Genomic DNA, 14318 nt, shown 5'->3' on the forward strand with positions numbered 1-14318 from the left:
TGTTCCTCGTGTACTCGCCACCTCGTTTAGGGCAGGCGGGAGCAATTGACTTCGATCGGCCTGATGCGCGGGATCGCAAACAGACAGGGTAGTCCCACGCCAGTCGGTTCGAGAGTCCAATACTTTATAAATTTAAAACCGCAGTGATTATATGCGACGCGCGTGAGGGCGTCCACACCAGCAGTAAAACAACAACACCAAGTAAACTTTGCCTCAAACGCATAACGCGCATATCCACAGTCACCACGTGGTGGTGCGCCGCCCCTTAATGGGTCGCCCATAAGCAACATTTTTACGAAAGGCCTACCGAATGGCATTTGGACTAGCTGCGCTTCTCGACGACGTAGCACTGATCGCAAAAAAGGCCGCGGCCAGCGCTGATGACGTAGCCAGCATGACGGGCCGTACCAGTGCTAAGGCCGCCGGTGTGGTGGTAGACGACGCTGCGGTGACTCCACGCTTTGTGGAGGGCGTATCCCCTGCCCGTGAGTTGCCCATCATTTGGCGCATCACTAAGGGCAGCTTGCGCAACAAGCTGCTGATCATTCTCCCTATCATTTTGCTGCTCAGCTGGCTGCTACCGTGGGCCCTCACGCCGCTGTTGATGATTGGTGGCCTGTACCTGTCGTTCGAAGGTGCTGAAAAGGTCATCGAGAAATTCACGGGTGGCCATGAGGAAGAAGACGAAGGGGCAAAGTCGGAGGATGCAATTGTCCGCGGTGCCACCACTACCGACTTCATCCTGTCGGCTGAGATCATGGTGATTTCGCTGAACGAAGTCGCCGATCAAACCATCGGAATCCGCGCAGCGGTACTGGTGGTTGTGGGCATTTTGATCACCCTCGTGGTCTACGGCGCTGTGGGCCTTTTGGTCAAGATCGACGACATGGGTCTCGCCCTTGCCAAGAAAAACTCCACTGGAGCTCAGAAAATCGGCCGTATGATGGTCGCCGGTATGCCAAAGCTGCTGTCCCTCATTGCGATCATCGGCACTTTTGCCATGCTGTGGGTTGGTGGCCACATCCTTCTGGTGGGCGCCGATGAGCTCGGCTGGCACTGGCCTTATGGCACGGTTCACCATATCGTGGAATCGGTCCACCACCTCGGAGGTGCGGTGACGTGGCTGGTAGAGACCTTCTTTAGCTTACTAACGGGCCTCATCGTCGGGTCCATCGTCGCTCTGATTGTGCACTTTATTCCCAAGAAGAATAAGAAGAAGGCCCACCCCGGCCCCGAGCCCGCCCAGTAAAACCAGCTCACCAAGCAGAGGAGCCCCGCTGCCATGTCAATCGATGCCAACCACGTAGCCCTCGTCATCGAAGGCGGTGGGATGCGCAATTCCTACACCGCGGCCTGTATTCACGAACTGATTACGCACGAGGTCAATTTCGGTTGGGTTGGTGGCATAAGCGCGGGTGCCTCTCATACGGTCAACTTCCTTTCCCGTGATGCCCGACGCACCCGCGAATCCTTCGTCGAATTCGGCGCGGACCCTCGCACTGGTGGAATCCGTTCCATGATGCGCGGCACGGGCTTTTTTAATGCGGAGTACATCTACGAAACCGCCGGGGCGCCCGATAACGACTTACCTTTTGATTGGGAGACGTTCCTCGCCAACCCCACCCCGTTCCGCATTGGCGCCACCCGCGCCGACAACGGCGAAACGGTCTACTGGGGCCGCGATGACGTACACGATCTGCCGGGTCTGATGAAGCGGGTCCGCGCTAGCTCCACCCTTCCCGGCCTCATGCCGGTCCCCTCTGTTGATGGGGTGGAGTACGTAGACGGGGCTTTGGGCGCTTCTGGTGGCCTTATTATCGACGCCGCGCTCAGCGATGGCTTCGAAAAATTCCTAGTTCTTCGCACCAAGCCACGAGGGTATGTGCGCCCTCCCCTGCGCAGCCCCCGCTTGGTTCGCCAGCTTCTGCGGAAACGCCCTGCGGTAGCCGAAGCGATGATCGCCCGCCCCGATAAATACAATGCGGCCGCCAACACCATTGCCGAATTGGAACAAGCCGGTCAGGCCAAGGTGTTCTACCCCGAGAACATGCGTGTCAGCAACACTGAACGACGGCTATCCCGCCTGATGGATTCGTGGAGCAGTGGAATGGAACAAACCCACCGCGAATGGGACGACTGGATGGCATTCCTGCAGGACTGACCGACCTAGGCTGGCAAAACTTAGCCGCTTCGACCAGCACACCGAGCTTGGCAACAGCTAACCGCCGATCAGCGTGGCCAGTTGGCGACGGCGAACCGCTTCGACCAGCACACCGAACTTGAAAACAGCTAACCGCCGATCAGCGTGCCTAGGCCCATCAGGATCAAGATCAGTGCTACCACGTAACCCGCGGACTTGATCAAGGCCTCCTTGTGAGATCGCAATCCATCGATGAATTCCGCCAAGCGGCTTTCCGGATGCCGCAGAACCTGCCATAAAATAATGCCTGTCACCGCGGGCAAGCTGAGTGCTAGGCAGGCGTAAAGCACCACTGCAAGTGCTTTCAGCGTGAACGACAGATCGGTAGTGGTGAGGTACGCCAGACCGGCAAAAAACGGTACCGATGTTGCGGACTGAATAGCGCCCAAAGTCATTCCCGAAGTGAATGTTTTGAATGATGCACGCTGCAATGGTCGGGCCAGGCGATTAATCATCTCCGTTAGGTCTCCCCCACGGAACGTCAAGATTGCGGACAACAGACCAATGCCGATCAACACCGCGGCAAAAATGGGCGACTCCAACACGTGTCGCACCTGGTCTTCCACATTTCCAAACAGGAGGTACGTCAGAACCGCCAGCAGGAAAACTCCCGTCCAGTCACCGAGCACCAGTAAAAAGGCGATCTTTCCGTAGCGACCCGTCTTGGCGTGCAAAACTGCGACAGCGAAGAGCACGCCAATGAGCAAAACATTGACGGAATCCAGCAGCGCGTAGCTGGCAGCGTGAAGCATCGTTGTTTTTCCTTGGAAGGTCGGGATCAGTTTTTCCTAATTAGAACCGAATCCGAAGTGGCTCGGTGGCGAAAAGGCTTGCGGCAGGGCACCTTTTAATGCCGAGGTTTTTCCAGCCACGGTTGAAAGAGCTTCGTCATGAAGGGCAACACTATGTACACCATCAAGGGCATGACCATGAAAACGGCCAGGGTTACCTTCAGTGGCAGTGGCGTCCCTGTGGGAAGATAGTGGTTCAGAAGTAAATTGGCCGCCATCGTCATGGGATAGAAACCAAGGAAGATGACCACCATCTGTTTCCACCGGGGCGGAGCGGTGGAATCGGCCGAGGGCTTTTCGAAAGCTTCGGTATCAAACCACCCTTCCACGCCGGTGAGGTGATGGAAATCCTCCTTCTTCACGAAGTCTGAAAACTCTTCAGCCCATCGAGCGCGTTCCGGTGACTGCTCCCACCGCTGCAAGTCCTGATTGTTCTCGAAACGGTAGATCATCCGCCACAGCTCGCTGCCGGGGGAATTCCTTAAGAAACCCGATCCCAAGTAACCCGGGAAGTTTGCCATGACCGCCTGTCCGTCATGGACCCACTTGGCTACTTTGTCTCCCGCGTGCCCCTCCACCTCGCGGAGGACTTGGACGGTGATGGATCCCGGTCTGGACTCTTCCTGGTGGTCATCTGCCGATTGGGCTTCATTCATACGGGGGATACTAGCACTGCGATGAATCACGGCCGTGGTGGCTGCCTGAGCCCCAAACCAGTAGCACGAACGCTAACAACCGCGATACGCACAGCCCTTGGGCACAGCCACAATGCAACCCTCAGGCACAGCCACAATGCAACCCTCGGGCACAGCCACAAAACTGTTAGCCGTATTCCCGCTAGTAGGGCTAGAGTTAGTCTTATGTCAAAGAAGATCGACTACGACAAGTTGAACAGCACTTTGGTTTATGCCATGTGGTCTGCATTCCGCATCCCCGCGGGCACGCTAGATGGCGATCGTCAAGCAATTGCTGAACAGTTCCAAGAATTCCTCGATTCCTACGAGGATTCGAAAGTCACCATCCGCGGTGTGTACGACGTATCGGGCCTGCGCCCCGAAGCTGACATCATGTTTTGGACACACAGTGAAGATCTGGCTGAGCTCCAGGCTTTCTACCGCGCTTTCCGTCGCGAAACTGACTTGGGCAAGGTAGCGGAACCAGTTCGGTCCAATGCTGCACTTCACCGCCCAGCAGAGTTCAACCAATCCCACGTCCCTGATTTCCTGATCAACCCTGAACCCAAGCGTTGGATCTGCCTTTACCCATTCGTACGTACCCCCGAGTGGTACCTCATGGATGAAAAGGAACGTCGTCGCATGCTGGTGGAACACGGTGTGGAGGCCCGCCAATTCAACATGGTGCGCGCCAACACGATCCCCGCGTTCGGTTTGGGCGACTACGAGTGGATGTTGGCTTTCGAATCCCCCACCATGGAGGATGTCGTCGATCTCATGTGGAAGATGCGTTACACCGACGCGCGCCGCCACGTTGCGGAGGAAACCCCGTTCTACTCCGGCCAGTTGATCACTGATCAACTCCCCGAGTACATCCAGTCCCTGCCATAACTGTACGACGGACCACCGCGCCGCCGTTGACAACGTTTGAAAGGCAGCCCTCTCAATGAGGGCTGCCTTTGGCGTCGAGTATAAAAAAACCGCGTGCTGTCCGAAACCTACAGACTTGCCACAGCAGGGCGCAGCTTAACGTGGGTGATGTACAGGTCGTTGCCGGTATCCGGCCGGTTGGCCTCCGCCACGATGCGCTGCATCACTAGGTCGCGAGCCTCACCCAAGTCGGTGAAAAAATCCACGATTTCCGGTGCATCATCAGTATCCGAGGGCTGCCCAAAACGCTGCACGACGGCAAACGCACTCCCCTCCGGCCCCTTCACCACACGGTGCTTCAACGGCGGCTGGAAAGGATCTACAAAAATGAACTCAACCTCTGTGGCAGAGGCACGGTCGCTCGTGTGGTGGCCGTTATCGTTGCGATCTGGGCTCATGTGGTGACTTCTTTCTACAAGTTGGGCATTGGGGCAAAGCCTACAAGTTGGGCATTGGGGCAAAGCATCCCGAGCGTTGTGGTGTGGCGAGAATGCCCTGCGATTAAAAACGATACCTTGATTCTTCAATTGTGCGGCGCCGATGACTTCCAGCCATCGCCCCCAGGAGGGTCAGTGCCCTTGGGGAGGCACAGAGAAAAGGCCTCTGGAAGGCCCTGAATTACCGTGGCTGGGCGGTCTAACGTAGCTCCAGCCCCTTATCCCCCACCGTAAACCCGGCCACGCCATTGGAGCAGGTCATAGTGTTATCGCGGTTTGAACAGGTGATTCGTGTGCCCTTGTCGCCTGGCGCCTGCATCGCAATTGACTGCCCGTTCGGCAGTACCTTAGTTTCAGGGGTTACACGGGGCCAAGCGCCTTGAGTGACCCAAGTTTCCACCTTCCCGTCGAGTTTGCCCGGCCACCAACCCACCGTCTGCGGTTGGTGAGGTTCGAAACCCTTCTTCCGCGCCTCGGCAGGCCACTGGCCATGGGGCTTGGTGATGCACGCGAAACGATCAATCTGGAATTCACAATTGATCTTTCGATCGGGGCTGGCAAACCGCGTGGCCGTGCGACCCTCCTTCAGCGAGGAATCCTTCACCACGTAGTCATTGACATCCACTGTGGGAAGGCCACTGTCCCCCGCGATTTGGTTGCTGGCGCGTGCAGCACGGGAAATATCGGCCTCGTTCCCCGCCGCCGAAGGACTTGGCTGCCCTTCCCCATTTTGAGGCGCACACGCCACTAACCCGGCCACCACAGCCCCACTCAAGGCGACGCTCATCATTGTTTTTTCCACGTCCCGCCGTGCCCTACGAGCGCGGTTGTCATGGGACTTCTGTGCTCGAATGCTCATACACTTCACGTTACCTAGTATCTCCACCATTTTCTGCCACACTAGGTTTTATGCTTATGGCAATTATTTGGGGCTTTGTTGCGGCTTCGTCCCTGATCATCGGTGCGCTCCTCGGCTTTGCGCGTAAATGGCCGAACAAACTTATTGGCTCCGTCCTTGCCCTAGGTGGCGGTGCTTTGGTCGCGAGTATCTCCTTCGAGCTCGCCGAAGAGGGAATCGATATCGGCGGGCCCGCGCCGGTCGGTATCGGGTTGGCCGTCGGTGCACTGACGTACTTCACGGCTGACCGGTTGGTGTCCCAGATGGGTTCGTCCTCTAACTCCGGCACATCGCGGAGACATGGTCGGGCTGGTTCGCATAATGCAATCGGTGCAGTCGATACACTCGATGCGATGGGCGCGATGGGCGCGGACGGTTCGCACGGTACTGACAGCGCACACGGTGCACAATCTGAGAGTTCGACGGTAAGTGATCCCACAGGGCCCGTTGCGCCGCCACACGGTCGCCAGAAGCGCGGAGGCGGAACGTCACTCGCCGTTGGCGCATTCCTCGATGGGATTCCAGAACAAGCCGTATTGGGCTTGGGTCTAGCAAGTGGCTCGGGCATCAGCGCAGCACTGTTGGTGGCAATCTTCATCTCGAACCTGCCCGAGGCAATCGGCTCTTCGAACGATATGCACGAGGCCGGCGTAAAGCGCAGCTCAATCTTCTGGCTGTGGATCGGTGTGGCCGCGGTATGTACCTTGGCCACCTTTGGCGGATTCATGCTCGCCGATTCAGTAGGAGGCGGTATGCGCAGCGCGATCGATGGATTCGCGGCGGGCGCCCTCCTGGTGATGCTCGTGGATTCGCTGATCCCTGAAGCCCGCGAAAAGGCCGGGAACACAGCCGGACTGGTTACCGTCATGGGCTTCGCTGTGGCGGCGGGTTTGTCGCTGCTTGCTTAGTCTTCCGCCCTCCCTCCACCTCGGCGCCCCAGCCGGTGTGCCATTGCAGCGGGGCCAACTTGGCTGCTTGCTTAGTCTTCCGCCTTTCCTCCACCTCGGCGCACCCAGCCGGTGTGCCATCGCAGCGGGATCGCCCTCGCTGCTTGCTTAACTTTCCGCCCTTCCTCCACCTCGGCGCACCCAGCCGGTGTGCCATCGCAGCGGGATCGCCCTCGCTGCTTGCTTAACTTTCCGCCAACGCCGTGTATTCCTGCACACTGGGTCGCCACCACCCGGCTCGTGCCGCAGTGAGTTGCTTGAAACGCGTTGGCGTTACTTTTTCCAGACCAGCCACATACTCCGGAACCTGGGCGCGTGGGATACGCAATCCCACGGTTAAGTGGGGAATCCATTGTTTCCCCCGGCCGTCAGGATTGGCCGCTGAAATCTCGCGCGCCACGTGATGCATTTCATCCGATGTTTCCAACAACCACGTGACCGTCTGCTTGCTACGGGTTCCAAAGATGACCGTTCCAGCCCGTGTGAATTCGGCCGGAATTACTTCGGGCAACAATTGCGCAGCCACCTGGACTGCCTCGGTGCTCATAGACTGCGCAAATGTGATAGTGATATGCGGCCGTTGAAATTGCTGCGGCAATCCCAATTTCGCAAGATCGGCGAATACCGCCCGCACCTGCGCTTCTTGCTCCGGTGGAAGGTACAAAAGGATATTTTCAGGTGATCTGACCGACAATTACTAGTGCTTCCTCTCCCACCCTATAAGGGCTCGAATCGCTAACTCCAGCTTTATTATCGCAGTTGAGATTGCAATTCTAAGCCACATCCACGGGAGAAAAATTCCTTCCTCTCCGTAAAGCTTGGGTTAACCCGCTACAACAATCCGATAACACTGCAAGCCGGGTGTTAATACTTCCCCACTCCAAACGTTCATTTAAGTAAGGCACTTTCCCAAAGCGAAAGACCCGCCTTTTGTTCCGAATCTTTCAATGCTGGAGGATCACTATCATGCACCGACCACATTTCACTCACACGATCGCAGCCTTCGGCTGCGCTGTCCTGACTTCCGCAGCACTGACTGCGTGTGGGGCGGAGAACACAACCACGCAAACTGCCAGCTCACCCCAAACCGAGGGATCTTCTATGTCCGACGCCTCGTCGGCCCCCACCAAGGCCCCTACCTCGGCGCAGGACAGCCACTGGTCCGGCGAGAAGACCGATTCCGCGGAGAGGCCGGATCCGACATCTAATCAATCCGATTCAAAGGATACTCAAACCACGCTCGGCAACAGGCAGGACGAATCGGATCATCAAACATCGGCTCGCACCACTGGTGCTAGTAAACAACCGGCAAATGGCAGCCAGCTGGAGCTTGTGGATACTCAGACGGTCGTGTCCAGCAAATCTTCGGTAAAGTGTGATGTCACACGGTACAAAAACAGCACTACAGGGCAGGGGGAAGTCCACGCGCGGTGCATGACGAAAGATGCCCCGCAGCTCTCCTACTTACCGGACTGTGTTCCATCCGCTTCGCAAAGCCCAATCATCGTTTTTAACGGTCGCAATACCACGCTGGATTGCACCACTCAAGGATCACAAATGGCGAAGGTAGTGCCTACCACGCCCGGCGATTCAAAGGGGGTGACGATCTCACCCCCGAATAGTGGTGGTACTCCGCTCACTTTGGTGGAGGAGGCAGGTGGTGAAGCCATTCAACTTAAGATCAACGGCCGTGCTCGAGGCATCATTGGCCCCGGCAGGATTGAGTTGCCTAGTTAGTTGGATCGAACGTTTTCCTCTTGTCAGGTGATTCTGTAGCCAATTTACGCGATGGAATTACGCCTTTTTCACCACGCTTGATTTCAGGTACATCTGTCCGGCTCCCGGAACCTTGGCCTCAATATCGTGGCCATTTACAGGTTCCGACAGCAGCCGAATTCCCGTGACCTTGGTGCCGATCTTGATGTCGCTGCCACCCTTGACTTTCAGGCTCTTGATGATGGAAACGCTATCGCCATCGGACAGTACCTTGCCCACAGCATCCTTAATGACAGATCCCGCAGCCTCGGTTTCAGCAGCTTCTTCTGCCTCACCTGGCACCCACTCATAGCTGCACATTGGGCAGACGACCGAAGCGCCGGATTCGTACGTGTACTCGCTGGCACACTCTGGGCATGGTGGGATCTCGACGTTTTCAAGGCCTGACATAGGGATTCTCCGGAGGGTTAAGTAAAAAGAACTGTTTCTTAGGATTCTGCCAGTCTTCGGTGCGAATTCTCTCGAGAACAGGCCGAAACGCTAAACGCTAATTTAAATTCCATCGAATCTCGTCGGAATGTAACGTGTGCAACGTTCATCTGTCGCCACCTAGTGTGGCTCGATCAAATTGAGCTGATCAGGAATTCGTCATACGACTTGCGAGCATCTCGGTGACTATTCCTACATTAATTACTGGGCCATCAGTTGCTCGATAAAGACGGCCACGCCTACGCTGGCGGATCAAATGCCTTTAGTGCGCCCGACGCTTCGACGATCGCCTCGAATTGTGATTCCGGGACTTGGTCCAACAGGTGGAGTGGCGACTGGACACACCTGCTCGCATCCTTGGTCAGGTTTGGGTGTGGAGTCTGCCACCAGTTCAGCAGCGCCCTAGCTTTGTCGGTTCTATTCGAGTGTGTGCACGAAGAGAGGAACTCTTTGTTGATCTCAGCAAGAGCGTTGAGGTCTTTCCGTCGCGGAACTGAAAGGACGGATAATACCTCAAACCTCCTAACTCAACCTCAATCACCGCTTCGTGTTCGCCGTATGCTCGCAGAAGGTCCTTCTGAGCCGCACGTTTGGCTGCTGCCCACTGGTCAGGTGTGCGAGGCTCAGCCGTGGGCCTCGGCTCTGCAGAAATAAGAGATTCACGAGTTTGAGGTGCAGTGAGGGTTTCGACGCGGTCGAGCAAACTAGCTGCAACCATAGGTTCACGATTGATTTCAAAGCCTCGATCCCAAAGAGGGTTCTTCCTCCAACCTTCCGGGAATCCCAATTGCCCCATGCGGAAACCAAGGTGGCGGGACCGCTCATCGATATAGCTGGCTATGTCCACGCCATTGCCGTTGTCAGGATCAATGCTCAAAATGAGGTATCGCATGACGAGAAGCACACCGTAGAGCCTGTTGTTCACCCCGTTATCAACGAGCGGAGCAAGAAGATCCTCTTTTCTTCTGCGCGTCTGCCATGGCGCGTCAATAAGGACGTCGAAACCGCGATTCCACACACGGCCATAGTGTGCGCAAATGTTCCGCACATTTCTTAGGCAATTGAGCCAGTTGGCCGGTGCGCCGCGGTCTCCACGGCCATCGGCGGAGTGAACTTGGAAACGTGCTGCGAGAATCTCCTGGTCGTTCTGTCGCATTAATTTGTAGAGGTTGCTTAGCAGGCCGAAGGACATCACCTCCGTCACCACCCAAATCGGTAAGTGAGGACCGTAATGCTCCCGAAAGTGAAGGACGAAGTCTCCTCTCGCGCGCCTCTCGTGACGGTCGTGCTCTTCGAGCCATTTACAATAAGCGGTGGTCGGTACGATGCGCGGATGTGGTGTCCTCTGTGTAATTGCACCCAACAATCGACGGCTTCCTGCGACGGGATTTGTTCGAAGAGTTCAGGCCTGTCTTTCAGCAACGACTGCCCCCCCCCCGAGTGCTGCACCAATCTACTGAGTACTCAGCGAGTAGTCAATCCTTAGGCAGTTGAGCGGCTAGTTCCTGGGCATCGCATCTGGGTCGAGCGACAGCACCCAGCTAAACGTTGAACTTAAATTCCACCACGTCGCCATCGACCATCACGTAATCCTTACCCTCCTGGCGCACCTTGCCCGCAGCACGCGCTTCAGCCATGGAGCCCAAGGCGTCGAGATCATTAAAAGCAACGATTTCCGCCTTGATAAAGCCGCGTTCGAAGTCGGAGTGGATCACACCGGCGGCCTGAGGAGCCGTGGAGCCCTGGCGAATAGTCCACGCGCGCGACTCCTTCGGGCCCGCGGTCAGATACGTCTGCAAGCCTAACGTAGCGAAACCGGCCTTGGCCAGCGTCTGCAGACCTGGCTCATCCTGACCGACTGAAGCCAGCAGTTCAGCCGCCTCCTCGTCATCGAGCTCCAGCAACTCAGCTTCGGTGGCAGCATCCAAGAACACGCAATCTGCGGGCGCCACGAGGTCGCGAAGCTCCTGCTTCTTAGCCTCATCGGTGAGGACGGCTTCGTCAGAGTTGAACACGTATAGGAAAGGCTTCGCGGTCAGGAAGTGCAGGTCACGGACCGTGGCTAGGTCCAGCTCCCCCTTGGCCGCCGCCGAAGACAGCGTACGGCCGTCCTCGAGGATTTCCTGCGCCTTCTTCGCGCCCTCTACCTGCTCCGCTAGTTCCTTATTCTTGCGAGCTTCCTTCTCCAAGCGCGGCAGGGCCTTTTCCACCGTCTGCAAGTCAGCCAGGATCAGCTCGGTCTCGATCACGGAAATATCAGCCTGTGGATCCACCCGGCCGTCAACGTGAATCACATTATCGTCGGAAAAAGCACGAACTACCTGGCAAATTGCGTCTGCTTCACGAATGTTAGCCAGGAAAGCATTACCCATACCTTCACCGTCCGACGCCCCTTTCACAATGCCTGCAATATCCACGAAGGAAACGGTCGCGGGAAGGATCCTCTCGGAACCGAAGATCTCGGCCAGACGCCCGAGCCGAGGATCTGGCAACTCGACAAGTCCCACGTTCGGCTCGATCGTTGCGAAGGGGTAGTTAGCCGCCAGCACATCGTTACGGGTCAGGGCATTAAACAGCGTGGACTTGCCAACGTTGGGCAGGCCGACGATTCCTAGAGTCAAAGTCACGCTCACCATTGTATCGAGTCAACTGCAAAGGACCGAACGCTGGTTCCCTAGCCACCTTGTTACGCAATACACAAGAATTTAGAACAATAATTTGAGACCTTGGCGCAATATTTGAGCAATATTTTTCAGACAGTTTATGGCAATTTGCCACTCGGTGGCTTCACATGAGCTTATAGTGAGAACACCTTGAACGTTTTCCTCCCCAAACCCGTCACTGCCGTCGGTGCACTGGGGAGAAATGAAGAAAGAGAGGGCACCCTCTTGGCATCCTCAAATCCTCCGTCGTCGGCACATTCGGCACGGCCCACTAAAGTCGCATCTGATTCGGCGGCCGCGGATACGAATGCACCCGAAGGTCGCGAGACCTTTAACTCTCGCCTCGTCTTCCTCATGGCCGCCATCGGTTCTGCCGTCGGTTTGGGCAATATTTGGCGTTTCCCCTACGTTGCGTTCGACAACGGCGGTGGCGCGTTCCTTATCCCCTACTTGGTGGCGCTCCTAACCGCGGGTATCCCCTTGCTGTGGTTCGATCTCGCGATTGGTCACCGCTTCCGCGGGTCCACACCATTGACATTCCGGCGCATCGGCAAATTCGCCGAACCCATCGGCTGGCTAAAGGTGGGCGTGAACTTCTTCATTTCCATCTACTACGCCGCCATCATCGCGTGGGCAGCAATCTACACCTGGGATTCCATCACCAAAGCTTGGGGCGATAGCCCGGAAGATTACTTCATGAAGGATCTGTTGAAGGTCGACGCCGCCCAGTCTTGGTCCGGCGAATTCGTCATGCCAATCCTCATCACAATGATTGTGGTCTGGGTTATCTGCATCCTCACGCTAGCCTTTGACATCAACTCGGGCATCGGTCGCATCACGACCATCTTCGTCCCCGTCCTTGTTGTCCTCTTCATCATCATGGTCGTTCGTGCACTCTTCCTCGAAGGCTCCCTGGAAGGTCTGAACGCGTTCTTCACCCCAGACTGGGCTGCGTTGAAGAACCCAAGCGTGTGGATTGCCGCATACGGCCAAATTTTCTTCTCCCTGTCCATCGGATTCGGCATCATGGTGACGTACGCTTCCTACCTCAAACCTCGTACGAACCTAACCGGCACGGGCATGGTCACCGCTTTCGCGAACTCCTCCTTCGAGGTCTTGGCGGGCATCGGTGTGTTCGCCGTGCTGGGCTTCATGGCTGCACAAAGCGGTACCGAGGTCAGCGAGGCCGCGGCGTCCGGCATCGGCCTTGCCTTCATCGCATTCCCCACCATCATCAACCAAATGCCGTTCGGTGAAATCTTTGGCGTACTGTTCTTCGGTTCGCTGTTCCTGGCCGGGATCACCTCGCTGATCTCCATCATGGAGGTTGTGATCTCCGCCGTGAAGGACAAGCTGAACCTCAGTCGTCCAGTCGCCAGCGTGTCAGTTGGCCTAGTCATGGCCGTTGCATCCACCTTGCTATTCTCCACCACCTCAGGCCTCATCACGCTGGACATCATGGACAAGTGGACCAATAACCTCGGCATCGTCATCTGTGCGACTGCAGCGGTTATCACCACGGCGTGGATTACGGGGCGTCGAAACGAAGTCCAGCAGCACCTTAACGCCGTTTCTTCGGTACGCGTCGGTGGCGTGTGGCAAGCCTGCGTGTTTATCATCACCCCAGCGGTCCTGTTGTACTTCCTGTTCAGCGAAATCAAGACCCTCCTCGCCGAACCCTACGAGGGTTACTCCAGCCAGGCGATCTTCTCCTATGGCTGGTTGGTTCTCATCATCATCGCCGCTGCCGCCATCGTGTGGAGCTTCCTACCTTTCCGAGGTAATCAGATCCTCGACGGCTTGGAGACCTCCGATTACGGCGTGCCAATCAAGGGCCGTAAGAACGGCGCGGTCAACACAATGGCAGACGGCACGGACCTCAAACAGTCCGGCAGTGATGCCAAGGTCGACACTTCTCCAAGCTCTTCTTAATCCGACGCCCCGCGCTGGCCAACGACCACGCCAACCCGTAGGGCTAGGAAAACTTCAGTTCTATAACTCTTCAGCCCGCCAGCGCCTCAATCTTTCTGAATCCCCGGCCCTCCCGGGTTGGCACTCATACTTCAGTTCACTAACTACGCAGCCCCCCTCCCCCCTGGCCCTATACCTCTAGCCCTATCCCCCTAGCCCTATACCTCTAGCCCCCTCCCCCCCTGGCCCTATACCTCTAGCCCTATACCCCTGGCCCGATACCCCTGGCCCTCCCCCAGGCCCTAAAACTTCAAGAAAGGAAGTGCTCTCACCATGACCGCTCCCGCGCTTATCCTCATGGTCCTGTTTATCCTCGTGATTTGGGGCGGACTGGTTTCCTCGGTACTGCTTCTCAATAACACCCGTGATGAGACCACCGGCGAACTGGGAACCGCTCCTGGAACCGACGATGATTCCCTGATGCGCGATAACACCTACGCCACCTAAAGCCATTCACGAACTAAGAAACCGTAAAAAGGCTTCCTTAGGACCAAAGAATTACCGGGGTTGTACGACCAGTACAACCCCGCCTTTATTTGCCCGCTACCCCTACTCAGCAGGAAAAATACCGATAAAGGTTTGTTCGCCTATTAATTCGAACT

The 14318-nt window shown here is 56.6% G+C and carries 15 protein-coding genes; 7 read left to right on the top strand and 8 right to left on the bottom strand.

What is annotated here, in order from left to right; translation table 11 throughout:
- Positions 1 to 310: 310 nt before the first annotated feature.
- On the top strand, positions 311 to 1249 hold the full coding sequence (locus CAURIC_RS07330) for a DUF808 domain-containing protein (protein WP_035115118.1): 939 nt from the start codon (positions 311 to 313) through the stop codon (positions 1247 to 1249).
- Positions 1250 to 1282: 33 nt separating this feature from the next.
- Entirely contained in the window at positions 1283 to 2161 is an 879-nt protein-coding gene (locus CAURIC_RS07335) for a patatin-like phospholipase family protein (RefSeq protein ID WP_035115119.1), read from the top strand.
- Between the two features lie 128 nt (positions 2162 to 2289).
- Here CAURIC_RS07335 and CAURIC_RS07340 read toward each other — a convergent pair whose 3' ends face one another.
- Positions 2290 to 2952, bottom strand: coding sequence for a membrane protein (locus CAURIC_RS07340; protein WP_035115122.1), 663 nt, complete (start codon positions 2950 to 2952; stop codon positions 2290 to 2292).
- Between the two features lie 95 nt (positions 2953 to 3047).
- Positions 3048 to 3647, bottom strand: a complete 600-nt coding sequence (locus CAURIC_RS07345; RefSeq protein ID WP_052095104.1) for an antibiotic biosynthesis monooxygenase — start codon at positions 3645 to 3647, stop codon at positions 3048 to 3050.
- Between the two features lie 204 nt (positions 3648 to 3851).
- On the opposite strand from CAURIC_RS07345, the gene hemQ reads away from it, so the two are divergent.
- Positions 3852 to 4556: a hydrogen peroxide-dependent heme synthase gene (gene hemQ / locus CAURIC_RS07350; protein WP_035115123.1), complete on the top strand. Its 705-nt coding sequence runs from the start codon at positions 3852 to 3854 to the stop codon at positions 4554 to 4556.
- Positions 4557 to 4663: 107 nt separating this feature from the next.
- Here the strand turns inward: hemQ and CAURIC_RS07355 are convergent, their stop codons facing one another.
- Both CAURIC_RS07355 and CAURIC_RS07360 read right to left on the bottom strand, forming a co-directional pair.
- Entirely contained in the window at positions 4664 to 4993 is a 330-nt protein-coding gene (locus CAURIC_RS07355) for a hypothetical protein (RefSeq protein ID WP_035115125.1), read from the bottom strand.
- Positions 4994 to 5231: 238 nt separating this feature from the next.
- Positions 5232 to 5891: a hypothetical protein gene (locus CAURIC_RS07360; protein WP_156963504.1), complete on the bottom strand. Its 660-nt coding sequence runs from the start codon at positions 5889 to 5891 to the stop codon at positions 5232 to 5234.
- Between the two features lie 56 nt (positions 5892 to 5947).
- Here CAURIC_RS07360 and CAURIC_RS07365 point away from each other — a divergent pair, with 56 nt between their 5' ends.
- The gene (locus tag CAURIC_RS07365) at positions 5948 to 6838 is read left to right on the top strand and encodes a ZIP family metal transporter (RefSeq protein ID WP_052095105.1); all 891 of its coding nucleotides are present in this window, start codon (positions 5948 to 5950) and stop codon (positions 6836 to 6838) included.
- Positions 6839 to 7061: 223 nt separating this feature from the next.
- Here the strand turns inward: CAURIC_RS07365 and CAURIC_RS07370 are convergent, their stop codons facing one another.
- Positions 7062 to 7511: a 2'-5' RNA ligase family protein gene (locus tag CAURIC_RS07370; RefSeq protein ID WP_353959098.1), complete on the bottom strand. Its 450-nt coding sequence runs from the start codon at positions 7509 to 7511 to the stop codon at positions 7062 to 7064.
- Positions 7512 to 7843: 332 nt separating this feature from the next.
- Between CAURIC_RS07370 and CAURIC_RS07375 the strand changes: the two genes are divergently transcribed.
- Positions 7844 to 8614 (top strand): hypothetical protein, encoded by a 771-nt coding sequence (locus tag CAURIC_RS07375; RefSeq protein WP_035115133.1) that lies wholly within the window; start codon positions 7844 to 7846, stop codon positions 8612 to 8614.
- A gap of 57 nt (positions 8615 to 8671) precedes the next feature.
- Here CAURIC_RS07375 and CAURIC_RS07380 read toward each other — a convergent pair whose 3' ends face one another.
- From CAURIC_RS07380 to ychF, 3 genes are all read right to left on the bottom strand, one after another.
- On the bottom strand, positions 8672 to 9043 hold the full coding sequence (locus CAURIC_RS07380) for a zinc ribbon domain-containing protein YjdM (protein WP_035115136.1): 372 nt from the start codon (positions 9041 to 9043) through the stop codon (positions 8672 to 8674).
- Between the two features lie 430 nt (positions 9044 to 9473).
- On the bottom strand, positions 9474 to 10448 hold the full coding sequence (locus CAURIC_RS07385; protein ID WP_328286731.1) for an Abi family protein: 975 nt from the start codon (positions 10446 to 10448) through the stop codon (positions 9474 to 9476).
- Positions 10449 to 10623: 175 nt separating this feature from the next.
- Positions 10624 to 11709 carry a redox-regulated ATPase YchF gene (gene ychF, locus CAURIC_RS07390; protein WP_035115158.1) on the bottom strand — a complete coding sequence of 362 codons (1086 nt, stop codon included), beginning with the start codon at positions 11707 to 11709 and terminating at the stop codon, positions 10624 to 10626.
- Positions 11710 to 11970: 261 nt separating this feature from the next.
- On the opposite strand from ychF, the gene CAURIC_RS07395 reads away from it, so the two are divergent.
- Both CAURIC_RS07395 and metS read left to right on the top strand, forming a co-directional pair.
- Positions 11971 to 13677 carry a sodium-dependent transporter gene (locus CAURIC_RS07395; protein ID WP_084588212.1) on the top strand — a complete coding sequence of 569 codons (1707 nt, stop codon included), beginning with the start codon at positions 11971 to 11973 and terminating at the stop codon, positions 13675 to 13677.
- 312 nt (positions 13678 to 13989) lie between these two features.
- Positions 13990 to 14163 (top strand): methionine/alanine import NSS transporter subunit MetS, encoded by a 174-nt coding sequence (gene metS, locus CAURIC_RS07400; RefSeq protein ID WP_035116249.1) that lies wholly within the window; start codon positions 13990 to 13992, stop codon positions 14161 to 14163.
- The last annotated feature ends 155 nt before the right edge of the window (positions 14164 to 14318 follow it).

Origin of the sequence: Corynebacterium auriscanis (genome assembly GCF_030408435.1) — a bacterium.
GTDB lineage: Bacteria > Actinomycetota > Actinomycetes > Mycobacteriales > Mycobacteriaceae > Corynebacterium > Corynebacterium auriscanis.